Genomic DNA, 24,803 nt, shown 5'->3' on the forward strand with positions numbered 1-24,803 from the left:
TGACGCCAAATTTACATTTGTAATCGATAGCAAACAATCAATCAACTGTCAATCATCTTATTTTAATTAGTTCTAAATAAACCCAAATAAAATTAGCTTCTGAATGTTTAAACTAGGCTATTCCCTTTTTGTTCTGGCATTCAGCCTATGAACTTAAAAAAAAAAAGTTCATTTGACATGAAAGTAATTTTGTTTAGAATTTGAAGGCTCACTAAATCGCTCAAATACCATGTAGTTTAGATTTAAAAACACTTTTGAGAAGGTTTTATAACAATACATTCTATAATTAAACAGTATAGAGAATGAAAAATTCACTATAAAGATATAATTTAGGGTAACCATTGAAAAAATAAAAACGTTTTGTTCCTATGAGATGGGGGTTGAACCGCTGCACCTTAATGGTATTGGAACTAATTCCCTATAAACCTGAATAGTACAACGCGCTGAAATTAATCATAATATGAAATATTGCTATTTTCTTTTGGGCTTGATGGCATTAATGCTAGTTTCAGCCTCTTCCCAGGCCACCCACATTCGAGCAGGAGAAATCATTGCCGAAAGGGTGTCTACTCAAACATTGACTTATAAAATCACTGTAGTAGGGTATACCGACACAAGATCTTCTGTGGTTTTTGGTCCTGGAGAAATTGATTTTGGAGATGGAAGAGTTGAGGTCCTCAATACCGAAAGTGACATTACTAGTACTGAAAATCTAGGGAATGACATTGAAAAAAACACTTTTGTAATCACCCATACTTACCAGGGCCCTGGAAATTACACCATTCGGTTTATGGAGTTCAACAGGAATGCCAATACGCTGAACATGGACCAGTCTGTAGACACTCCGTTTTATATTGAAACTATGATAAATATTGACCCCTTTTTAGGTGTCAATAACTCACCAGTACTCACAATAGCTCCTGTAGACAATGGGGCTGTAAATCAGACCTATATCCATAACCCTGGAGCTTATGACCCTGATGGGGACAGCTTGGCTTATGTGTTAGACATCCCTAAGCAAGCCTTTCAGCGACAAGTAAACAACTATAGAAGTCCTGCTTCAGGTGAATTTAGCTTTACCAAACAAGATGGTTCTACACCAGCAATATTGGAATTGGACCCTATTACCGGGGATTTGATTTGGGATGCTCCTGGTATTGCCGGTCAATACAATATAGCTTTTCGAATAGAAGAGTGGCGCATGGTAGCTGGTGAATGGACCAGAATTGGCTATGTTTTGCGGGACATGCAGATCATTATAGAAAACACGGACAACCGCAGGCCAGAATTGATAATGCCTGATGACATTTGTGTAGAAGCAGGAACTGAAATTACAGAAATCTTCCAAGGTATGGACCCTGATGGGGACCCTATTTTAATAGAAGTTTTTGGAGACCCAATTGAAATCACTTCATCTCCAGCGAGTTACAACCCTATTTCCATATTTCAATCTTCACCAGGTGTGGTCAGTTTTAGATGGCAGACGGTTTGCAATCATGTCAGAGCTAGAACCTATCAAGTAAGGGTAAGAATAGCAGATGACCCTGATTCAGGACCCTCATTGATTGACATTAAAACATGGAACATTACTGTAGTAGCTCCACCTCCAAGTCCATTTAGTATTGAGCAACAACAAGGCCGTTCAGTAAAATTAGAATGGGATCCATATACCTGTGCCAACACGGCTGAAACCATGCAGGTATGGAGAAGGATCAATAGCGACAACTACCAACCCGACTCTTGTGAAACTGGAATCAGATCAGGATATGAGCTAGTGGGCACCACATCAATGGATAAAGTAGACTTTTTGGACAACAATGACAACATGGGATTAAGTCCTGGAAATACCTACTGTTACCGATTAGTAGCAGCCTTTCCAGCCCCGAGAAGTGGGGAGAGTTATGTGTCTAACGAAATTTGCATCACTATAGACGTTGATGTGCCTCTTATCACCAATGTGAGTGTAGAGAAAACCAGTACTGATGAGGGAGAAATTTTAGTGAAATGGACCCCTCCTTATGACATTGACACGCAATTGTACCCTGGGCCATACACCTATGAACTAATTAGAAGTCAAGGGTTCACAGGAACAAATGACCGCACTTCAATAATTACCACGAGTGATACATTGTTTACCGACACCAATCTCAACACGGAGAATTTGGTTTACAATTACCAGGTAGTTCTATTGTCTCAGGGAGTAAAGACTGACTCCTCAAATTCAGCATCCTCTGTTCGTCTAGAACCAACGATCATCAACGAAGCCATTGAGTTAAAATGGGACTTTACGGTTTCCTGGAACAATGAAGTTGACAAATACCCGCATCTTATCTATAGGAACAGAACAGATCCGAATGCCAATGAAGTAGACAATTTTGTCTTAATAGGTCAGGTGGATGTTACCCAGCAAGGATTTGTATTCCTTGATGATGGAAGTCACAATGGCATTCCTTTGGATACCGACAAAGAGTATTGCTATTATGTGATTACAAATGGGGATTACAATTTAGATATATTGGAATATCCTTTGGCGAACAAATCTCAAATCGTATGTGCAAAACCTGATGATGACAGATTACCTTGCCCTCCGGTACTTTCCTATGAAGGACCTGAATGCGAGGCTTTTTTAGCCGACAAGCCATGTAACTTCAGCGACTTCTATCATGACCTTAGTTGGGTACCCGACTTTTCAGGAAACTGTGATACCGAGTTGAATGGTTATAAAATCTATTTCTCAGAAACTGGAGAAGAAGGCACTTTCAATTTTGTTAAAGATGTATCTGTAATAAACAATGAAACCAGAATAGAAGGCCTAACTGATTTAAAAGGCTGCTATTACATCACAGCCATTGACCGATCAGGAAATGAAAGCGAGCCAAGCAATATTGTTTGCATTGACAATTGTCCTTACTACGAATTACCTAATGTATTTACACCAAATGGAGACAATGTCAATGAAACTTTCCAAGCATTTGACAACCCTTATGCCAAATGTCCTAGATTTGTTGAGGCTGTAGCCATAAAGATTTACAACAGATGGGGAGGATTGGTTCATGATTACAATAGCAAACAAGCTTCCGAGAACAATATTTATATCAATTGGGATGGAAAAGATCTAAATGGGAATGAACTTCCAGCAAGCACCTATTACTATGAAGCAATTGTCATATTCGATGTCCTGGATGAAACACAGCGACAGAAGAAAATCAAAGGCACCATCCAACTTTTGAAATAAAGACAAGTTAAAAAATCAAAAGTCCATTGAATAAAGCTATAAGATATCTTTGGCTTTATTCAATGGTCTTTAATTCCCACCCAAGAATTTTCTTTTCTTTGAATTAAATCCCAACCTGTTTTCTTAAACCCGAAATATGCAATAGACATTCTATTACATAATCCGGGTTAAAAGGCCACTATACAAATAATTGAGCCTACTCATTTTTTTGCTTATCTTTGAGGCTTTATTTAAAACTTGAAGCAATTAAAATGGTAGCCTATATGTTTCCGGGCCAAGGAGCCCAATTCCCAGGTATGGGAAAGTCACTTTATGAGAGCAGTTCAGAAGCCAAAAAGCTATTTGATCAGGCCAATGAAATTCTTGGTTTCCGTATTACAGACATCATGTTTGATGGTACCCCAGAAGCGTTAAAGCAAACAAATGTAACCCAACCAGCCGTTTTCCTTCATTCTGCTATAGCCGCCTTAACGGCACCTGATTTTCATCCTGACATGGTAGCGGGACATTCTTTAGGAGAGTTTTCCGCCTTAGTAGCCAACAAAGCACTGAAATTCGAAGATGCTTTAAAACTGGTTCACCAAAGAGCTTTGGCCATGCAGGAGGCTTGTGAAATCAACCCATCTACAATGGCAGCAATCCTTGGACTAGCCGATGAGAAAGTGGAAGAAATTTGCGCTTCCATAGAAGGTCATGTAGTAGTACCTGCCAATTACAACTGTCCTGGACAGTTGGTTATCTCCGGTAGCTTAGAGGGCATTCAGATCGCCTGCGAAAAACTAAAAGAAGCCGGTGCCAAGCGTGCCTTGCCATTGCCTGTAGGTGGCGCCTTCCACTCTCCATTGATGGAACCTGCCAAACTTAAACTAGAAGCGGCAATCAATTCCACCACCTTTTCTGATCCAATTTGTCCTGTATATCAAAATGTAAGCACTACTGCCGTTAGTGAGGTCAATGCGATCAAGGAAAATCTAATTGAACAGCTTACAGCTCCTGTAAAATGGACACAATCTGTACAAAACATGATCAAGGATGGATCGACTTTATTTATAGAGTGTGGCCCAGGAAAAGTATTGCAAGGTTTAGTGAAAAAGATCAATAAAGAAGCTGAGACCAAATCGCTCGATTAAAATTAAAATATGTAATGGCCCTACTGTTACGTAAAGAAATCAAAAAGTACAGAAAGGAGTATAGTTTAGACTATGCTCCTTTTTTTGTTAACCCAAAAACGAGTCATATTTTTGGTAGTCGACACCAAGAACAATGTTGGCTCTTAATCCAAATCAGTCCATTGTTTGACCTTCAAGCTATCCTCACATTCCTCCATCAAAACCATGGATGACTTTCCCATCTGTGGATGTACAAAGTCAGGCAAAACTTCAGCCAAAGGCACCAATACGAAGTTTCTATCTATCAAATAAGGGTGAGGCACTTTCAATCTTTCGGTATTAATTATTTCATCATCAAAATATAGAATATCTATATCCATGGTTCTGTCTCCCCACTTCATAATCCGTTGTCTACCCAATTGATTTTCTATTTGTTGAATATAATTTAGGCAATCTTCAGCCCCCAAAGCCGTATTCAAAACAAGTACCTGATTGAGATACGCTCCTTGCGAATTCCCTCCCCAAGCTGCTGTTTGATATATTGTTGACGCTCTTTCCAATTTCATCTGTCGGGTAAGTAGTTCCCTTGCATTATTTAACAAAGAAAGCCTATCTCCCATATTTCCGCCTAAGCTCAATACCACCTGGTGCATAAAGAATTAATTAAATCAAAATCAACAGTTTTGTGAAAAATAAGTTAATTTTGAACATTATAAAAAGAGGATAAAGATATGAAATTTTTGAGCAATGTATTGGCTGTCATTGTTGGATTGCTAATTTTCTGGGTAGCTGGTTTTTTTATATTAGCTGGGATAATAGCAATAAGTTCAAGTGGTGACCAAGCGACAATTGAGGAAAATTCAGTTTTACATATAAAACTTAACGGTATACCCATTGTAGAAAGCGCCCCTGACGATGATATTGGCTTACCACCACTACCTTACCTGGGGAAGACCACCACTGTAGGGCTTAATCAAATAATAAAAGCCATCCGAACGGCTGAAGAAAACGATGACATTAAGGGTATTTATCTTGAAAGCGGAATGCTTACTGCTGGACAAGCCCATATCTTGGAAATCAGAAATGCCCTAAGTGAATTTAAGGAAAGCGGAAAATTTATTATTTCTTATTCAGAATACTATTCAGAGCCGGGATATTTTCTTAGTTCTGTAGCAGATGAAATTTACCTCAACCCAATAGGGGACATTGAATTTAACGGATTTTCCAGTGCGCCCATATTTTTTAAGGGGCTGTTTGAAAAGTTGGAGATCGAACCAGTAATTTTTAGGGTAGGTGAATTTAAAAGTGCCATTGAGCCCTTCATTTTAGACAAAATGAGTGAAGAAAACCGCCTGCAAACCATGACCTATTTAAATGACATGAATACGGTTATGATTGAGCAAGTTGCCAATAGCCGAGGTCTGGGAATTGAAGAGGTTGGACAGATAAATGACAGCATGTTGGTAAGAAAGCCTCAAGACGCCATGGATTTAGACCTGATTGATGGACTTTGGTACGATGATCAGGTAAAGGCACGCCTAAAGGAAAAACTGGGACTTGAAGAAGATGAAGACGAAATCAATAGTATAGGAATTAATGGAATCAATCAATCTGCCACGTCAAAAAACAGGCTCTCTCCAAACACCATTGCTCTGATAATTGCAGATGGGGAAATAGTAAGTGGCGAAGCCTTGGATCAAATTAGCTCTGAACGCTTTTTAAAAGAAATCAGGAAAGCAAGAAAAAACAAGGACGTTAAAGCCATCGTAATAAGGATCAATTCTCCAGGTGGATCTGTTGTCGCTTCTGAGGTAATCTGGAGGGAACTTTCGGAAGCCCAAAAAGCAAAACCTTTGATCGCATCCATGTCCAACTATGCTGCATCAGGAGGGTATTACATCGCCGCCCCAGCGGACACCATAGTGGCCTATCCCAATACCATTACTGGATCTATAGGTATTTTCGGACTATGGTTCAATGCCAAAGGATTATTAAACAACAAACTAGGCATCACTACGGATGAGGTCAAAACAGGCACCTATTCAAACTTGCTCGATCCTACCAAATCCATTCCCGAAGCAGAAAAAGCCATTATGCAAAAAAAGGTTGAAGAAGGTTATGATACTTTTATAAGCAGGGTTTCTGAAGGCAGAAACATGAGCAGGGAGCAAGTTTTAGCCATCGCAGGAGGTAGAGTTTGGTCCGGCAAAAAAGCCAAAGAAAATGGCTTGGTAGACGTGCTTGGAGATTTTGACGATGCCATAGAAATTGCTGCTAAAAAAGCCGGAATTGAGGAAGATTACAGATTAGTGGTTTACCCAAAGCAAAAGAGCATTTTAGAACAGTTAATGGAGGATATGAGTAGTGATGTACAAAGCACTTATCAACGTATCAAAATGGGCTATTCTTACGAGATTTTTAAAACCATTGAAAAACTCGAAAAATTAGAAGGAAGAATGGTTCTATTACCTTTTCAATCAGAGATAAAATAATTAACTGTAACAATGAATAATTTTAACTTTTCAGAATTTAAAGTGTCTAATTTCAAACTTTCAGGCTTAAAACTCCAGGTAATTCTCTTAATGTTTACCCTTTTTCAGGCCCCAGCAATAATGGCCCAGGAGACCTATAAAATTGCTACATATAATATCCGTTATGCCAATTCAAGTGATGAGGGTAATTTGTGGGAAGATCGAGCACCACATTTAATTAATCTTATCCGTTTTCATGAAATGGATATCATAGGAACTCAAGAAGGACTATTCAACCAACTTGAAATGATCAAGGAGGGTTTAGACTTCCCTTATATTGGTGTGGGAAGGAATACTGGCGAAAAGGAAGGAGAGTTTAGCGCAGTTTTTTACAACCCTAAAAAATTCACACTACTGGAGCAAAATAGCTTTTGGTTATCTCCCACCCCTGAGAAACCTTCAAAAGGTTGGGATGCTTCATTAAACAGAATTTGCTCTTGGGGTAAATTCAAAACCCAAGAAGGGCAGGAATTTTATGTTTTTAATGTTCATTATGATCATAGAGGTCAAAAAGCTAGAGAGGAAAGCAGCAAGTTGGTAATCCAAAAAATCAAATCGATTAATAAGCAAAATCTTCCGTGTATTCTTACTGGAGATTTTAATATAGAAGACGACAATCCTGCTTACCATGAAATAACAAAGGGAGACCTAATGAAAGACAGCAAAAAAGAATCCAAACTTCCTTCATATGGCCCATTGGGCACTTTCACAGGGTTTAAATGGGACATCCTTCCGGAAAAAAGAATTGACTATATTTTTGTCAACGACAAAGTGAAAACACTTCATCACGGCACTCTTTCAGACAATTACGGAAAAAAATACCCTTCAGATCATTTCCCTGTAATGGTAAAAGTTCAGCTAAATAAATAAACGAACTTCCATTAATTCCTTAACTCTCCTCTTGCAAAAAAACATATCTTTTGGCAATCCTTTTCTTAAAGGTGCGCCAAAAAGTATAATTGTATTATTTTTGCACCTCAAATTGAATAGATAATGGCACTACCTAGCAAATATACACCCTCGAACATTGAATCAAAATGGTATCAATATTGGATGGATCATGGAATGTTTCATTCCGAACCAGACCCTAATAAAGAACCTTACTCCATAGTGATCCCCCCTCCTAACGTGACAGGAGTGCTCCATATGGGACATATGCTCAACAATACCATTCAAGACATTCTAATCCGTAAGGCTAGAATGGAGGGGAAGAATGCTTGCTGGGTACCTGGTACTGATCATGCATCCATTGCGACTGAAGCAAAGGTCGTGGCGATGTTGAAGGAACAAGGAATAGAAAAAAAATCCCTAAATAGAGAAACCTTTCTGACCCATGCCTGGGAATGGAAAGAAAAATATGGGGGAATAATCCTTGAACAACTAAAAAAACTTGGTGCATCTTGTGACTGGGAAAGGACTCGCTTCACAATGGATAAGGACCTTAGTGACGCGGTGATCAATGTATTTGTTGACCTTCACAAAAAAGGTAAAATTTACAGAGGAATCAGGATGGTAAACTGGGATCCAAAAGGTCGCACTGCATTATCTGACGATGAAGTCCTTTTCAAGGAAATTGCTTCAAAGCTCTATTATATCAAATATAAAATTGAAGGTGAAGACGAATACCTAACCATCGCCACCACCAGGCCGGAAACCATTATGGCTGATGTGGCCATATGTATTCATCCTGAAGATCCTCGTTTTACTCATCTGAAAGGAAAAAAGGCAATCATTCCTTTGATCAATAAAGCCATCCCTATCATAGAAGACGACTATGTAGACATGGAATTCGGTACTGGTTGTTTGAAAATCACCCCTGCTCATGATATAAATGATTATGAAATTGGCATCAGGCATAATTTAGAAGTCATTGACATTCTAAGCGATGATGGTACCTTAAATGAAAAAGCACAGCTATTGGTAGGTGAAGACCGATTTGTTGCAAGAAAAAAGATTGTAAAATTACTAAAAGAGGTCTCATTATTAGAAAAAGAAGAGGCCTATACTTCCAATGTAGGGCACTCAGAACGGACTGATGCAGTAATTGAGCCTAAATTGTCCATGCAATGGTTTATGGCCATGGAAGAAATCACTCAACCTGCTTTAAAAGCAGTTATGGATGATAGTGTTAAGCTTTTTCCGCCAAAATTTAAAAATATGTATAAAAGCTGGATGGAAAATGTGCGAGATTGGTGCATTTCACGACAGCTTTGGTGGGGGCATCGTATACCTGCTTTTTATCTTCCAAATGGAGAGTATGTAGTTGCCGCTACAATTGAGGAAGCGATAAGCTTAGCCAATCAAAACCATGAGGGAAACTTCACTGCGGAAGACCTAAGGCAAGATGAGGATGTTTTGGATACTTGGTTCTCTTCTTGGTTATGGCCCATCTCAGTTTTTGATCCTGATTTCTTAAAGACAGGTAACAAAAATGAAGATCTTGCCTATTACTACCCTACCAATGATTTGGTAACAGCTCCAGAGATATTGTTTTTCTGGGTGGCCAGAATGATTATTGCAGGCTATGAATACACTGGAGAGAAACCGTTTCAAAATGTATACCTGACAGGGATTGTTAGGGATAAATTGGGAAGAAAAATGTCCAAATCACTCGGGAATTCTCCAGACCCTCTGGCTTTGATCGAGAAATATGGTGCGGATGGAGTTAGAACAGGCATGCTATTCAGTAGTCCTGCCGGTAATGATCTTCCTTATGACGAAAAGTTAGTAGAGCAAGGACGAAACTTTTCCAACAAAATTTGGAACGCCTATAGGTTAATTGATGGATGGGAAGTAACCGAAGTTGCGGAAAGAACCAACTTGACAGCGATAGATTGGTTTGAAAATCGATTCAACCAATCCTTAGCAGAGATCTCTGACCATTTCGATAAGTTCCGGATTTCAGACGCATTGATGGCGGTATACAAATTGATATGGGATGACTTCTGTTCTTGGTACCTGGAAATGGTTAAACCTGAATACCAAGCCCCCATTGACAGGGAGACAAAAGAAAAAACAATTGTCCTATTTGAAAACCTGATGAAGGTTTTACATCCATTTATGCCTTTTATTACCGAGGAACTCTGGCAACAATTAGCTAAGAGGAAGGATGGCGAAGCAATAATGTTAACGGATTGGCCACAATCTGGTTCTTTTGACACAAAAACCATTGATGAGGCTTCAAAAATCTTTGAAATAGTATCACAGATAAGAAATGTAAGGGCATCAAAAGGTATTTCTCCTAAGGAGGCTTTTGAACTTACAATTCATACTAAAGATCAAGTTTTGTACACCAAATACGAAGCTATTATATCAAAACTTGCGAACATTAACAGCATTAGTTTTGGTGACAATGTAGAAAATGCAGTTAGTTTCGTTGTAAAATCGGATGAGTTTTTCATTCCTTTGAATGAGAAGATTGACCTTGAACAAGAAAGAGAAAACCTTCAAAAGGAATTGGATTATACCTTAGGATTTTTAAAGGCAGTGTCCAAAAAACTGGAAAATGAGAAGTTTGTAAACTCTGCACCAGAAGCAGTAGTATCCAGAGAGAAGAAAAAAATGGAGGATGCAATGTCCAAAGTCAAAGCTTTGGAAGACAATATTAAAAAACTAGGTTAAAAATTAAGCCCGGATTATAGAATAGTTATACTATACTACAATCCGGGCTTAATTCCTTTATTTTACTGTTCTAAAGGTTTTATCGTAGAGTTCAATCGCCTCATTAATAATTCGTTTCGCATCTTCTTTACCAAGAAAATCTTCCACTTTCACTTCTTTGTTTTCAAGTTTTTTATAATCCTCAAAAAAGCGATGTGTTTCCTTCATAAGGTGAGGAGGTAACTCGGAAATGTCTTCATAATAATTCACGGATTGATCATCAGCTGCTACAGCTATAATCTTATCATCTGCTTCCCCTCCATCAATCATTCGCATAACTCCAATAACTTTCGCTTTAACTAAGGTCATTGAAGGTATATCTATTTGGGATATAATCAATATATCTAGAGGATCATGATCATCACAAAATGTCTGGGGAATAAAGCCGTAATTGGCAGGGTAATGCACTGCAGAAAACAGTACGCGATCCAAAAGCAGCATACCTGATTTTTTATCAAGTTCATACTTACCTTTACTTCCTTTGGGAATTTCTATTACTCCTGTTACGTAATCGGGTGAGTCTGGGCCTATACTCACATCATGCCAAGGATTAATCATAAAAAAACTTTTTTATTAATAAAATTAATGTTGCAAATTACCTCCATTTTATATCTCAACAAAGAATTTTGGAGAATATTAATAGGATTTAAGTATATTCCTACATACCATACAATAGATAATTGGGAACGTTAGTATTTTTAATACTTAATAATCCCCCTACTAAAAAGGATTTTCATACTCAAAGTTCCAACAAATCAGGTAGATGTACGTGAACTTTGGTACCAACTCCAGGTTCTGAATTAAGAATCACATTTCCGTTGAGCTGTTCTATTGATTCTTTCACCATATACAGGCCCAATCCAGAACCTACATTCCTTTGAGTAGCTCGGTGAAACAAATTGAAAACATCTTCTTTATGCCTCTCTTCTATCCCTATACCGTTATCAGAGACCTCTATCATGGCACCTGCAGAATTAACTTCAATATTTATTTTAATCCATTTTCCAGAATCATCCTTCTGAAACTTAAACGCATTGCTAAACAAATTATTTAAAATCACTCTGATCTTAGATTCATCAGAATGAAACACATCTTCTTGCGTTATGGTTAAAGAAATTTTTATTTCATCAAGGTCCCATTTCAAGCGGTATTCATCAAGTAATTGATTGAGAATTTCTTGAAAATTAATGGCTACTACTTTATTTTCAATCTTGGTAGATCTATAAAAATCCAGCATTTTGTAGATAAAATCATCCAGTTTTAAAGTGGCTGAATCTATCATGTCAAAATATTCCATCATCCCAGGATCTGTCACCTCCATTTTAGCTAATTTGGATATTCCAGAAATACTCATCAAAGGACCACGTAATTCATGAGACAAACTGTAAACAAACTGATTCATTTCCGAATGCAGCTTTTGTAGTCTGTTGTTTTTTTCTTTCAGCTCTTTTCTAGCATAATAGATCTCCGCAGCGTTTAGTATAGCATTTTTAATCTGCTCTAAATTCCATGGTTTGTCAATAAATCGATATACTTCTCCCCTATTGATTGCATCAATAACACTTGAAATATCAGAATAACCGGTTAAAAGAATTCGAATCGGATCAGGGTTAATTTCAACAAGTTTTTCAAAAAATTCCACACCTGTCATGCCAGGCATTCTTTGATCAGCAATGACTACCTGAAATTCATTGTTTCTTGCAAGAATCAATCCATCTTCAGCATCAATTGCTGTTTTAACTTTAAACTCTTTCCTCAATGCTGCCTTGAAAGAATTCAGATTATTATCCTCATCATCAATGTACAACACATCGATCCTCTTCGTCATGTCCTATTCTTTTGATTAATTGGTAATCCAATTTGAAAAACTGTCCCCACATTCTCTTCAGAATCCACCTTTAAAGTACCCTTATGGTTTTCAATGATAATGGTGTACACTATAGAAAGCCCTAAACCAGTTCCTTTACCAACTGCTTTGGTTGTGAAAAATGGATCAAAAATCTTTTCCTTCACATGATCAGGCATCCCAATTCCATTGTCTTTAATTTGAATCATGACCATACCATCCTTCAAAAAAGTATTAATTGTTAGTTCAGGTTCCCGATCTTCAATTGGATGATCAAGTAATGCATGAATGGCATTACTTATTATATTCATAAAAACTTGATTAATCTTTCCTGCAAGGCATTCCACCATTGGAACCTCCTCATAATTTTTATTCAGTTTAATTCTCCCATTAATAGTACTATTAAGCAAGATTAATGTACTATCCAGCCCCTCACGTAAATCCACTTCTTTTACGTCTTGTTCATCCACTCTTGAGAACAATTTAAGACCACGAACTATTTCAACTGTCCGCCTTGCTCCGTCTTCCATCCCATTAAGCAATTGTTCCACTTCCTCTAAAACGTATTCAAACTCAATATCCTCCTCCATTTCTTCAATCTCCTCTTTAGTTTCTTCCGTAAACTCCATTTTACCCTTCTCCCGGTAAACGTCCATCAGCTCTAATATGTCTTTTAAATCCCGTTTTAGTGGAGAAATATTTGAGCTTACAAAATTAATGGGATTATTGATCTCATGAGCAATTCCAGCAGTCAACTGACCCAAAGAGGCCATTTTTTCCTGGTTAACTAATTGTGTTTGTGTATTTTGAAGATTTTTCAAGGTCAGTTCCAATTCTTCAGTTCTGGATTTAACCATTTCCTCCAAATACACGTTTTGCTCCTTAATTAATCTTTCATTTTCTTTAACAGCTTCCAGCTTATCCATCTGCTCTACTTCCTTTTCTTTTTTAAGAATATTAATCTTATCGGCCAGTGCAAAGGAAAGCAAAAGAGCTTCAATTGCTGTTCCAGCAAGCAGTGGAGCATTGGCATAGGACCCCAAATTAATAATCATAAGATTATGAAGTATATACACAACAAGTCCTATCAATAAAAAGCTCCACGCCAACAAAAAGAAATACGCAGATCTGAAACCTCTCTTAGCAGCAATTATCCCTATGGTGAAAAAGCAAATAGAAAGAATTAGCCCATTTAAATCCATCATGGAATAGCTAATCTCTATCATACCCATCAGCCTAAGCACCAAAGTAATCACATAGGACAGGGGAATAAGGAAAAGGTATTTTTCATATTTAGGAACATAAACATCTGTCTTTAGAAAAAGCTGGATAAAAGGGATTACGAAAATACTCGACAGTGCGGTAAAACCTATTATACTTATCTCGTAGAGGAAGACATTTTCCTGGAGCAAAAAGAATGAATGCCCTGATATAGATAGCTGAGCCAGAGCGATAAATAAAATATAAAAACAATAGAATAAATAAACCCTGTCCTTTACTGAAAAGTACAATATGAGATTATATAAAAAAAGCGCAACCATTATTCCAAAGTAGGCACTTACGATTATCAAACGTAAACTGTAATTTTGAAAAAACGAGGAGTATGGATAAAGAAATGCCTCAAATTTTAAGGGAACCTTAGATTCTACCCTTAAAACCAATGAAGAACTCAGGTCACTACCGAGATCAATATTAAAATACGGGTTAGGATTTATTAAGGTTTGATTACCTTCCACTATTCCAGCCATTTCTTGGGAAACAAGTTTGCCCTGGGTATCAAACCTAAACAATTCTACCACTCTAAATGAGGGGTTACTGATTTCTAATACATAAACACTGTCCTTTTTTAAATCACTAAAATCTTTGAGATCAATCTTCACAAATAAATCTTTATCAATAACGCCGAGATCCATCCCGCCTATAGCCGTTGAACTGAAATCATCTGGTAAAAGAGTATCTTCAATTGAATCATTGTCCCCCAGGAAATAAGTGAAATTATTAAACCTCAAATCATCCGACTGCCTTAACATTCCTAAAAAATAAATGATTGGCAAAATGACAACCATAAATAAAATAATAGTTAAAGCGGCATATTTAAAATAAGACTTATTGTTTTTCATTTTCGGGCTTTGGGATTTGAAGTTCAAACTGTAATTCCATTTTCCCTTTTGGTCCACTTTCTACAGTATTAAAATTAATTTTATTCCTTAACTCAAAAATATAGTTTCTTTCAGCTTCCTGTGCTTTTGACAACTCTTCTATATCATTAATCTCTAAAGCTGTAGCTATCAACCCTTCTTTAGGATAATAAAATGAACCCTTATCCCCCAATACAGATATAACTTCATAACCTACACTTTTGGAAATACTCAATGTAACTGGTGAACTCAAGCCAAAAAGTTTCTTCAAATTTAACTGGGGAAGAATAGCTATTCCAACCCTAACCAAATAAATACTCCCTATGCCATACCCGGCCACTTCCCGACTATTCCACAAGCCACAATATTCGGCTACTTCCAAGTCGTCAAATTCTTCTAGATACGTTTCAATTTTAGGGTCAATTTCCTTGATTGCCAATTCAAAAGGCAAGGGGAAATTGCTTGTTCTAAGTTGAATTCTACCTCCACCTAATATCCTTTGATCATCCATTGACTCAAAAAGAATTAAATACACATGGGGATTTAAAGCCCATGATCTATCGGCAGATGTAACCTTGGTAATTCCATAAGATTCCAGAACCTTATGGTGCCCAAAAATGTATTTTTCGGTAGCATCGACATCATCAATTGCCCTGACTATCCTAACTCTAACTTTCATTAAAATTGATTATCTTGTCCAAATCAACATAAAACCTTCCTGAATCAACCTTTTGATTCAAGAGCAACAGCCTTGCATAGTGACAACAAGCTGCCCCACCCAAAAATACAGAGGATGCGAGCTGAGGCCATGAAGTAATGGTCTTTCCCAGCTCTGAAAAACTAAATTTTACTCTTGGAGAAAGGCTGTCAAATTGCAACAATGACATCATTATCTCTTTGGCACTGCTCTGAATTTTAGTCATCAGTTCCTCTTCGGGACCAAACTCACTCAATAGTCCATGGAAAATTGATCTTTCAGGCTCCAAATCAAACCTTTCAATATCGATCATTCCACGATCACTTGTATCCATCATTACAGGTATTTTAAGTGCCTTTGCTTTGATTCTACTCAATAGCTTAATTGGTAAACTATCACATTCTTCAATGAGCAAATCCATTTTTCCGTTTAAGTTAAAAAAATCATTGATATTATCCTCAATAATCCCCTCATTATATAAGGTAACTTTCAAATAAGGGTCTATTTCAGCAATTTCTCTTGCAACAATCCATGACTTCTTCAAACCAATATTGTAAATACCAGTTCTTATTCGGTTCATGTTAGTCAAGTCCAAGGTGTCAAAATCTGCAATTCTGAGTTCTCCAAAACATCTTTCCATCGCCAGACTTAAAGCAACACTTTGACCAACTGACAAACCTATAATACCGATGATTTTATTCTGAAGCATTTCTTGTTCTTCATCGGTAATTTTGTATCTATTCCGCAGTGTTCGTAAACTTACAAAATCCTTTTTCTCCAAAATTCGAACTACAGTATTTCTCCATGGATAATAAACCCACACACCATTTTCAGATTCTGGCACATCCGAATTGGAATAGAATTCTATTTTTTTCTCTACGGTCTCTTCATGAGATAATTTTCTCTTAGGGTTTTGAGATTTAATAAGCTCGGTAAGTTGCAAATCAAAAGTGTCGAAAAACATTACCTTACCAGTTTCTTTAAGCTTTTTGAGGTCATTTCTGTCCTTGTCATTTTTGGGAAAGAACAAAACAGGCCTATAAGCCTGACTAAACTCATTATTCTTAATTGAGTTTTCCATAAATATTAATAACTAAAAAAGGTGATTATGTAAGTAAAGTTATATTTTTGTTGTTACAAACAATCAAGTGAGAAGAATTAATTTAACAATTTTTGCATTTCAAGTGTTAATTCATTAATTTATAGAATAAACTTTTGAATAAAAATTTATTAAGTTTAAACTAGTGAATTATATTTGAAAAAGAGCGATTTTTTGCTTAAAATTAAAATTCAGTTTTCGATTTTTTGGAATTTATCGTGGTATTTCGAAATTTAAGGTATGGAAAAATATAAGATCAGAATCCTCTATGTGGATGATGAGGTCAATAACTTGAAAGCGTTTAAGGCCACTTTTAGAAGAGATTACAAAATTTTTTTAGCAGACTCTGCTGATGAAGGTAGGGACATTTTGCTTCAGGAAGACATTGATATTATCATTACTGATCAAAGAATGCCCAAAGAAAACGGGGTAGACTTTTTAGAATCAATTATTCCTATGCATCCTGACCCTATGCGTATTCTTTTAACTGGCTACACTGATATACAGGCAGTAATAGACGCTATTAATAAAGGGAAGGTATATCATTATCTAACAAAACCCTGGGAAGAAGACTATCTAAGAACTGTAGTAAAAAATGCTTTTGAGGTTTTTTCGCTTAGAAAAGAAAATAAACAACTAACCGATAGCTTGCTTAAAGCAAACGATCAATTGGAATTTCTCTTAAGGCAAAATCTACTTTCTTAAATCCACTTAATTGTCGGTGTCTTTAATATCTAGCAGCCAGCAATAGCTGCAGTTCTTTGTGTGCCATCTGAAATTTACGGGCCAAGTGTGCATTTGTAAGGCTACCTCTATAAGTATAGACACCTTTCATAAACCATTTGTAGTTAAATACCATTTCCTCAGGGCCTCCTATATCCGCCATTTGTAGCAGAATAGGTGTGAAAATATTACTTAGAGAATAGGAGGCCGTTCTTGAAACTCTTGACGCGATATTTGGCACACAATAATGGATGACCCCATGCTTTTTATACACGGGTTGATTGTGACTGGTCATCTCGGCTGTTTCTATGCACCCGCCTTGATCAATGCTTACATCTATAATGACGCTACCTTCCATCATTTGGGAAACCATCTCCTCAAACACAACTATTTTAGACCTGCCTTTCTCCGCCCTCAATGCTCCAATAACCACATCCGACTCTTTTAATGCCTGGCCCAACACAAAATTATCGATGGTTGAGGTAAATACTTGCTGCCCAAGAACTTGCTTAATTCTTCTTAATTTATAAATTTGATTGTCAAAAATCTTAATATTGGCACCTAGACCTAAAGCTGTTCGTGCAGCATATTCTGCTACAGTTCCTGCACCAATTATTACAACCTGAGTAGGTGGAACTCCGGTAATCCCTCCTAAAATCAGACCTTTACCATCATTCACACTGTTCAGGTATTCTGCTGCAACGAGCATTACTGTACTACCGGCTATTTCACTCATTGCCCTGACTACAGGCATGCCTCCCACCTTGTCTTCCAGGTTTTCAAAAGCCACTGCTGTAATTTTCCTCTTATTCAATTGCTGAATAAAAGCAGCCTTCTGCTTACCTAGTTGCAGAGCAGAAATCAAACAAGAACCTTGGCGCATATAACCTATCTCTTCTTCAGAAGGTGGCTCAACCTTCAGCACCACCTCAGCATCAAAAGCCTCTTCACTGGTATACACCACCTTAGCTCCCGCATCAGAATAATCCTTGTCAGAAAACTTGGATAACTTACCAGCATTGGCTTCTACGATTACCCGCTGCCCATTGTTCACCAATAAAGCTACTGCTTCAGGTGTTAGAACCACTCGCTTTTCTTGATCTGCAGTTTCTTTGGGAATCCCAATCAAAATCGGAGGACCTTTCTTTTTCAATCGGTCCATGGATTCCTGAGTGTACACTAGAGGCTCTTCGGCAATTTCGGTAAAACCTGTTTTACCTATCATTGGTTGATGGTTTTAATAGCGATAGTTCTTTTCTCATCCTGATCACTTTCAATAGTAATTAGGGCAAATTTATCCGGCAAAAACATTGGTATTTTTTCTGCCCATTCAATGAAACAATAATTTCCACTGGAAAAATATTCTTCAACTCCTATATTCAATGCTTCTTCAGGGTCTTCTATCCTGTAAAAATCAAAATGATAAACAGGCTCTCCCTGCTCATCAGTATATTCATTGACTATAGAAAATGTAGGACTACTTACAGATTCCTGAATATTGAGTTTTTCACAGATTGCTTTTATGAGGGTGGTTTTACCCGCTCCCATAGCTCCCTGAAAAACCCAAACTTTCAATTCCCTGCACAAGTCTATGATTGTTTCTGCAGTAGTAGAAATCTCACTAATATGATCGCAGTGTATTCGCTTCAATTGAAAATCATTTTGGCTGCAAATGTACGATAGGGATGATCATTTCTTCCAATGATACTCCACCATGTTGAAAGGTATCCCTATAATAATTTACGTAGTAGTTGTAATTATTTGGATAGGCAAAGAAATAATCTTCTACAGCAAATACATAACTGGAAGAAATATTCAAACGAGGAAGCCTGGCTTCATCTGGGTTGCTGATCTCAAAGACTTTTCCCGATTCAAAATTAAGGTTTTTTCCTTGTTTATACCTCAAATTGGTAGTAACGTTTCGATCTCCTATGATTTTATAAGGTTTATTCACGCGTTTGGTACCATGATCCGTAGTCACAATCACCTCCGCACCTGCAGCACTTATTTTCTTGAATAGTTCAAATAAAGAACTGTGCAGAAACCAGCTTATGGTTAGAGAACGATAGGCGGATTCATCAGGGGCCAACTCTCTGATCATTTTCATATCAGTCCTGGCATGTGACATCATGTCCACAAAATTGTAAACCAATACATTTAACTCATTTTTCATGAGATTGGGAAACTGCTCTAATACTGCCTTACCTTGGTTGGTCTGCAAAATTTTATTGTAGCTAGAACGAATAGAGAGCCTGTTCTTTTTAAGGTTTACTTTTAAAAACTCCTCTTCATGGTTGTTTTTACCTTCGTCAGTATCTTCTCCCTCCCATAGGTCAGGGTGAGATTTCGCCATCTCAAGCGGCATCATTCCACTAAACAATGCATTTCTTGAAAAGGCTGTGGTGGTTGGCAAAATACTATAATAGGTTCCATTTTCCTTTACCAAGAAATAATCCCTCAACTGGTTTTCTATCATTTCCCATTGATCCAATCTTAAATTGTCAATCACAATAAAAAACAATGGTTTGTCTTTATTCAATTTTGGGAAAACATGCTTTTTCATCACCTGATGAGACAATACAGGTTTACTGACATTAGGAACGTTTAACCAATCCAAATAATTTTCTTTTATAAAACGAGCAAAATTAGCATTGGCTTCCACTTTTTGTGTTTCAAGCACTTCTTGCATGCTTTTGTTTTCCGTTTCATCTATCTCCAGCTCCCAATAAGTAAGTTTTTTATAGATATCAGCCCATTCTTCATGATCTATAGCATCATTATAAGCCATACTTATATTTCTGAAATCCTGCTGATAGGAAAGGTTGGTCTTCTCACTTATCAGCTGTTTGTTCTGTAGAATTTTCTTGACAGAAAGCAAAATTTGATTGGGATTAATGGGCTTAATCAGGTAATCAGCAATCTTACCACCAATGGCATCATCCATGATATGCTCTTCCTCACTCTTGGTGATCATTACCACAGGAATTTGTGGTTTTAGGCTTTTGATTTGCTGTAGGGTTTCAAGGCCAGTCATGCCCGGCATCATCTCATCTAAAAATATCACATCAAAATTATCCTCCTCCACTTTTTCTACAGCATCAAGTCCACTGTTCACAGTAACAATGTCATAACCTTTTTGTTGTAGAAATAAAATATGAGGTTTTAAGAGATCGATCTCATCGTCTGCCCATAATATTTTGAAATTTTGCATATCAATTGGTTTAATTCTTTTTTACTTTAATTACTTTTGGCAAGTTGCCTTTATGAACAGGACATTGAAAAGTTATAAAATCATAAATGACCCGGTATACGGGTTTATTAACATTCCAAGTGAGCTGATTTTTGCAGTCATTGACCATCCTTACTTTCAAAGGTTACGTAGAATCAAGCAGCTTGGTTTGACAGATATGGTATATCCTGGAGCCTTGCATACTAGGTTTCATCATGCCATTGGAGCGATGCACCTTATGAGCATCACTTTAGACCAACTTCGAAATAAGGGAATTGAAATTTCAGACATTGAATACGAAGCTGCTTTACTTGCTATTCTTCTCCATGACATCGGTCATGGCCCCTTTTCCCATGCTCTAGAATCAATATTACTAAAAGGCCAGCACCATGAAACATTGTCACTGCTCTTTTTTGACGAATTAAATAAGCAATTTCATGGCCAGCTTTCACTGGCTAGAAAAATTTTTGTTGGAAGTTACGAAAGAAAATTCTTTCACCAACTCGTCTCTAGTCAATTGGATATTGATCGACTAGATTATTTACAAAGAGATTGTTTTTTTACAGGAGTATCTGAAGGTACTATCGGTGCTGACAGGATCATTAAAATGATGACCATCATCAATGATGAAGTGGTGATCGAAGAAAAAGGCATTTACAGCATTGAGAATTTTCTGAATGCTAGAAGACTTATGTATTGGCAGGTCTATTTACACAAGACAACTGTTTGCGCAGAAAAAATGCTAATTAACCTGATTTTAAGAGCCAAGCATCTTGGAAGTTCAGGTTTTCAACTTCCAGGATCCATTGAATTCTTGGGTTTTTTAACAAAGAACTTAACCAAAGACACTAGTACCGGAACACCTGCTTGGCTGGATGATTTTGCTCAGCTCGATGATTTAGACGTATGGGGTGCAATAAAACTTTGGAAGGACATAGACGATTTGGTACTAAGTCAAATTTCCAAAATGTTTTTGACTAGAAATTTATTTAAAATCCACCTTAGCAATCAGCCTTTGGATGTTAAGGAAACGACAACTTTAAAATTGAAAGTTCAAAAAAAATTAATGGTTTCTGACGAAAATTTAAGTTATTTTTTCTCTGAGGGAGAAATCAGCAACTATGGCTATTTGACTGAAAATAAAATTTTAATTCTAACAAAAAAGGGGGAAGTATTGGACGTAGCATCGGCTGCAGATTTACCAAATATAAAAGCAATGAGTAAAATTGTTAAAAAATACTATGCTTGTCATGCTAAAAATTTAACTTTACGGTAAAAATTAATTTATACCTAATGGAATTTACCATTGATCATATTGCTCAACTTTTAGATGGAACTGTAGAAGGTGATGGTTCGCAGCTTATCCACACCTTAGAAAAGATCCAAGAAGGGAAACCTGGCAGCATTGGTTTTCTTTCTAATTTAAAATACGAGAAACACCTTTACACTACTAATTGCTCAGCAATTATCGTTTCAGAAGACTTTGTACCACAAAAATCTTATTCGACGACCTTGGTCAGGGTAAAGGATCCTTACACTGCTTTTTCTAAGTTACTGGAAAGTTATTCAGAACTCACCAAACCCAACCCTCAAGGAGTAGAAGAACCGAGTTTTTTTGGTGAAAACAGTGTAATAGGTGAAAAATATTACCTAGGAGCATTTTCCTATGTAGGGAAAAACTGTATCATTGGCGACAATGTTAAGATTTATCCGCAAGTATATATCGGTGACAATGTCACAATAGGCAACGACTGTGTTTTTCATTCAGGGGTTAAAATATATGCCCAAACTAAGATTGGGAATAACTGTGAAATTCACGCTGGAACAATCTTAGGCGCTGATGGCTTTGGCTTTACGCCTCAAGCAGATGGCACATACAGTAATGTCCCTCAGTTAGGAAATGTAGTCTTAGAAGACAATATTAGCATTGGCGCAAATTCCACAGTAGATTGTGCAACTTTAGGTTCCACTATTATAAAGAAGGGAGCGAAGATTGACAATCATGTTCAAATTGCACACAATGTGACAATTGGAGAAAACACAGTCATTGCTGCGCAAGCAGGTGTTGCTGGATCCACTATTATTGGAAAAAACTGTGTCCTCGCAGGTAAATCATCTATTGTAGGACATATAGAACTTGCTAATAACACAACAGTGGGAGGCAACACAGGAGTAATGAAATCAATAACTGAACCAGGAACCACTTTATTTGGTTTTATAGGTTTTGATGTAAAAGCTTTCCTAAAATCTTATTCCATTTTCAAAAAACTGCCTTTACTTCAGGACAAATTAAGAGAGCTGGAAAAAAAACAATAAATTCGCAGTCTGAATTGGTCCACCTCAAGTAAATAGTTATTTATTTTAATGAAAGTAAAACAGCATACCATAAAAAAACAAGTTACCCTGAACGGTGTAGGTTTACACACAGGAATTGTAGCTAACATGACCTTTTTACCAGCCAGCCCTAACCATGGATATAAATTCCAAAGGATGGATCTGGAAGGACAGCCTATCATTGATGCGGATGTGGACAATGTTGTTGACGTTTCTCGAGGAACCACATTGGAACAAGGCGGTGCAAGGGTATTTACTGTTGAGCATGTTTTGGCAGCACTTGTAGGGATGGAAATAGACAATGTTCTTATTCAGCTGAATGGCCCTGAGCCTCCAATTTTGGATGGAAGTAGCATTCAATTTATTAACATACTAGAAGATGCCGGCCTAGAAGAACAAAATGCCTTAAGAAGGTTTTTTGAAGTTCCGGAAAGCATCCATTATAAAGATAGTGCCCGAGAAGTAGAGATGGCCGCATTGCCATTGGACGATTTTAGGGTAACAGTAATGGTTGATTATAACTCTCCTGTATTGGGCAGTCAGCACGCTTCAATTACTGATATCAGCCAATTTCGCCATGAAATCGCATCATGTAGAACATTTTGCTTTTTACATGAACTAGAAATGCTCTATAAAAACAACCTGATTCAAGGGGGTGACCTCAACAATGCCATTGTAGTGGTAGACCGAATAGTAGAGGAGGCTGAACTTGCCAATCTTGCTAAAATGTTTAACAAACAAAAGGTAGAGGTCAAGAAAGAGGGCATACTCAACAATGTGGAATTAAGGTATAAAAATGAGCCAGCCAGACATAAACTTTTGGATGTGATCGGTGATCTTGCATTAGTAGGGCGACCACTCAAAGCACAAATATTAGCTGCCAGACCTGGACATGCTGCCAATGTTGCCTTTGCGAAGAAAATAAAGCGTGCGATGGAAAAAGCAGGCCCTATGCATATCCCTTATTATGATCCCAAATCCCCTCCGGTACTGGATATCAATCAAATAAGCAATATTCTACCACATAGGTATCCATTCCAACTATTAGACAAGGTCATTTATCTCGATGATAAAGTGGTGGCAGGCGTTAAAAACGTGACCATCAACGAACCTTTTTTTATGGGACATTTTCCTAATAATCCTGTGATGCCTGGCGTTCTACAGGTAGAGGCCATGGCCCAAACAGGAGGTATTCTCGTTTTGAGTACTGTTGAAGATCCTGAAAATTATTGGACTTATTTCCTAAGCATTGAAAATTGTAAGTTCAGGAAAATGGTTCTACCCGGTGATACATTGATTTTCAAGTGTGAATTATTAAATCCAATCCGTAGAGGTATAGCTAAAATGAAGGGGGAGGCCTTTGTAGGTAATGCCTTGGTTTGTGAAGCCATTATGACTGCCAGCATTGTAAGAAAAGACGCATGATCAGTAAACTATCCGAAATAAGTGAAAAGGCCCGTTTAGGAGAAAATGTTTCAATAGAAGCTTTCTCGTCTGTACATCCCGATGTAGAAATTGGAGATGGCACATGGATTGGCTCTAACGTAACCATCTACCCTGGAGCCAGAATAGGTAAGAATTGTAGGATCTTCCCTGGTGCAGTGATCTCTGCTATCCCTCAGGACTTGAAATTTAGTGGTGAATCATCTCTGGTAGAAATTGGAGACAATACCACTATTAGGGAGTTTGTCACAATTAATAGAGGAACAGCCGATAAGCAAACCACCAAAATTGGTGAAAACTGTTTGTTAATGGCCTATGTACACATAGCACATGACTGTCTAATCCAAAATCGTGTAATTATTGCAAACTCGGTTCAAGTGGCAGGACATGTCACCATCGACGACTGGGCCTTTGTAGGAGGTAGCAGTGCCATACATCAGTTTGTTAAGATTGGCATGCATAGCATGATCTCTGGTGGATCTCTGGTAAGAAAAGATGTACCACCATTTACTAAAGCCGCGCGGGAACCTTTGAGTTACGCGGGGGTTAATTCACTGGGATTGAGACGAAGAGGGTTCGAAAGCAAAACCATCAGTGAAATTCAAGAAGTTTACCGATTCCTCTTTTTAAACAGTTGGAACAATAGCAGGGCTTTAGAAGAGATAGAAATCAACCTTCCTGCCACAAAAGAACGGGATGAAATAGTCAATTTTATTCGTTCCTCTGAAAGAGGTGTAATGAAAGGATACATTCAATAGT

General features: G+C 37.4%; 19 protein-coding genes. 10 read left to right on the plus strand and 9 right to left on the minus strand.

The window, feature by feature from the left end; translation table 11 throughout:
• The first annotated feature begins 460 nt into the window (after nt 1–460).
• Nucleotides 461–3,235 carry a T9SS C-terminal target domain-containing protein gene (locus CA2015_RS03970; protein WP_048640726.1) on the plus strand — a complete coding sequence of 925 codons (2,775 nt, stop codon included), beginning with the start codon at nt 461–463 and terminating at the stop codon, nt 3,233–3,235.
• Nucleotides 3,236–3,486: 251 nt separating this feature from the next.
• Entirely contained in the window at nt 3,487–4,365 is an 879-nt protein-coding gene (gene fabD / locus CA2015_RS03975) for an ACP S-malonyltransferase (RefSeq protein ID WP_048640727.1), read from the plus strand.
• A gap of 143 nt (nt 4,366–4,508) precedes the next feature.
• Here fabD and folK read toward each other — a convergent pair whose 3' ends face one another.
• Nucleotides 4,509–4,997 carry a 2-amino-4-hydroxy-6-hydroxymethyldihydropteridine diphosphokinase gene (gene folK / locus CA2015_RS03980; RefSeq protein WP_048640728.1) on the minus strand — a complete coding sequence of 163 codons (489 nt, stop codon included), beginning with the start codon at nt 4,995–4,997 and terminating at the stop codon, nt 4,509–4,511.
• A 78-nt stretch (nt 4,998–5,075) separates the two neighbouring features.
• On the opposite strand from folK, the gene sppA reads away from it, so the two are divergent.
• The 3 genes from sppA to CA2015_RS03995 all read left to right on the plus strand — a co-directional run bounded on the left by sppA (nt 5,076) and on the right by CA2015_RS03995 (nt 10,496).
• Nucleotides 5,076–6,836 carry a signal peptide peptidase SppA gene (gene sppA / locus CA2015_RS03985; RefSeq protein ID WP_048640729.1) on the plus strand — a complete coding sequence of 587 codons (1,761 nt, stop codon included), beginning with the start codon at nt 5,076–5,078 and terminating at the stop codon, nt 6,834–6,836.
• A gap of 12 nt (nt 6,837–6,848) precedes the next feature.
• Nucleotides 6,849–7,745: an endonuclease/exonuclease/phosphatase family protein gene (locus tag CA2015_RS03990; protein WP_053086643.1), complete on the plus strand. Its 897-nt coding sequence runs from the start codon at nt 6,849–6,851 to the stop codon at nt 7,743–7,745.
• A 123-nt stretch (nt 7,746–7,868) separates the two neighbouring features.
• Entirely contained in the window at nt 7,869–10,496 is a 2,628-nt protein-coding gene (locus CA2015_RS03995) for a valine--tRNA ligase (RefSeq protein ID WP_048640730.1), read from the plus strand.
• Between the two features lie 57 nt (nt 10,497–10,553).
• Here the strand turns inward: CA2015_RS03995 and CA2015_RS04000 are convergent, their stop codons facing one another.
• The 5 genes from CA2015_RS04000 to CA2015_RS04020 form a co-directional block, all read right to left on the minus strand.
• Entirely contained in the window at nt 10,554–11,093 is a 540-nt protein-coding gene (locus CA2015_RS04000) for an inorganic diphosphatase (protein ID WP_048640731.1), read from the minus strand.
• Nucleotides 11,094–11,274: 181 nt separating this feature from the next.
• Nucleotides 11,275–12,363, minus strand: coding sequence for a hybrid sensor histidine kinase/response regulator (locus CA2015_RS04005; protein ID WP_048640732.1), 1,089 nt, complete (start codon nt 12,361–12,363; stop codon nt 11,275–11,277).
• Entirely contained in the window at nt 12,360–14,501 is a 2,142-nt protein-coding gene (locus CA2015_RS04010) for a 7TM diverse intracellular signaling domain-containing protein (protein ID WP_048640733.1), read from the minus strand. Before CA2015_RS04010 ends, CA2015_RS04005 begins: the two co-directional genes overlap by 4 nt.
• Nucleotides 14,488–15,198 (minus strand): hypothetical protein, encoded by a 711-nt coding sequence (locus CA2015_RS04015; protein WP_048640734.1) that lies wholly within the window; start codon nt 15,196–15,198, stop codon nt 14,488–14,490. Before CA2015_RS04015 ends, CA2015_RS04010 begins: the two co-directional genes overlap by 14 nt.
• Nucleotides 15,188–16,297, minus strand: coding sequence for a ThiF family adenylyltransferase (locus tag CA2015_RS04020; protein WP_048640735.1), 1,110 nt, complete (start codon nt 16,295–16,297; stop codon nt 15,188–15,190). The genes CA2015_RS04015 and CA2015_RS04020 overlap by 11 nt, the downstream gene beginning before the upstream one ends.
• A 258-nt stretch (nt 16,298–16,555) precedes the next feature.
• Between CA2015_RS04020 and CA2015_RS04025 the strand changes: the two genes are divergently transcribed.
• Nucleotides 16,556–17,020, plus strand: coding sequence for a response regulator (locus CA2015_RS04025; RefSeq protein WP_048640736.1), 465 nt, complete (start codon nt 16,556–16,558; stop codon nt 17,018–17,020).
• 22 nt (nt 17,021–17,042) lie between these two features.
• Here CA2015_RS04025 and CA2015_RS04030 read toward each other — a convergent pair whose 3' ends face one another.
• The 3 genes from CA2015_RS04030 to porX are packed head-to-tail and all read right to left on the minus strand — an operon-like array spanning nt 17,043 to nt 20,249.
• Entirely contained in the window at nt 17,043–18,263 is a 1,221-nt protein-coding gene (locus CA2015_RS04030) for an alanine dehydrogenase (protein ID WP_048640737.1), read from the minus strand.
• Nucleotides 18,260–18,688: a tRNA (adenosine(37)-N6)-threonylcarbamoyltransferase complex ATPase subunit type 1 TsaE gene (gene tsaE / locus CA2015_RS04035; RefSeq protein WP_048640738.1), complete on the minus strand. Its 429-nt coding sequence runs from the start codon at nt 18,686–18,688 to the stop codon at nt 18,260–18,262. The genes CA2015_RS04030 and tsaE overlap by 4 nt, the downstream gene beginning before the upstream one ends.
• A 7-nt stretch (nt 18,689–18,695) precedes the next feature.
• Nucleotides 18,696–20,249, minus strand: a complete 1,554-nt coding sequence (gene porX / locus CA2015_RS04040) for a T9SS response regulator signal transducer PorX (protein ID WP_048640739.1) — start codon at nt 20,247–20,249, stop codon at nt 18,696–18,698.
• 52 nt (nt 20,250–20,301) lie between these two features.
• Between porX and CA2015_RS04045 the strand changes: the two genes are divergently transcribed.
• The 4 genes from CA2015_RS04045 to lpxA are packed head-to-tail and all read left to right on the plus strand — an operon-like array spanning nt 20,302 to nt 24,802.
• Nucleotides 20,302–21,543, plus strand: coding sequence for an HD domain-containing protein (locus CA2015_RS04045; protein ID WP_205749801.1), 1,242 nt, complete (start codon nt 20,302–20,304; stop codon nt 21,541–21,543).
• A 17-nt stretch (nt 21,544–21,560) separates the two neighbouring features.
• Nucleotides 21,561–22,583 carry a UDP-3-O-(3-hydroxymyristoyl)glucosamine N-acyltransferase gene (gene lpxD / locus CA2015_RS04050; RefSeq protein ID WP_048640740.1) on the plus strand — a complete coding sequence of 341 codons (1,023 nt, stop codon included), beginning with the start codon at nt 21,561–21,563 and terminating at the stop codon, nt 22,581–22,583.
• 48 nt (nt 22,584–22,631) lie between these two features.
• Nucleotides 22,632–24,026 carry a bifunctional UDP-3-O-[3-hydroxymyristoyl] N-acetylglucosamine deacetylase/3-hydroxyacyl-ACP dehydratase gene (locus tag CA2015_RS04055; RefSeq protein ID WP_048640741.1) on the plus strand — a complete coding sequence of 465 codons (1,395 nt, stop codon included), beginning with the start codon at nt 22,632–22,634 and terminating at the stop codon, nt 24,024–24,026.
• Nucleotides 24,023–24,802, plus strand: coding sequence for an acyl-ACP--UDP-N-acetylglucosamine O-acyltransferase (lpxA, locus tag CA2015_RS04060; RefSeq protein WP_048640742.1), 780 nt, complete (start codon nt 24,023–24,025; stop codon nt 24,800–24,802). The genes CA2015_RS04055 and lpxA overlap by 4 nt, the downstream gene beginning before the upstream one ends.
• Nucleotide 24,803: the final 1 nt, after the last annotated feature.

It is taken from the genome of Cyclobacterium amurskyense, from assembly GCF_001050135.1.
In the GTDB taxonomy this organism is placed as follows: domain Bacteria; phylum Bacteroidota; class Bacteroidia; order Cytophagales; family Cyclobacteriaceae; genus Cyclobacterium; species Cyclobacterium amurskyense.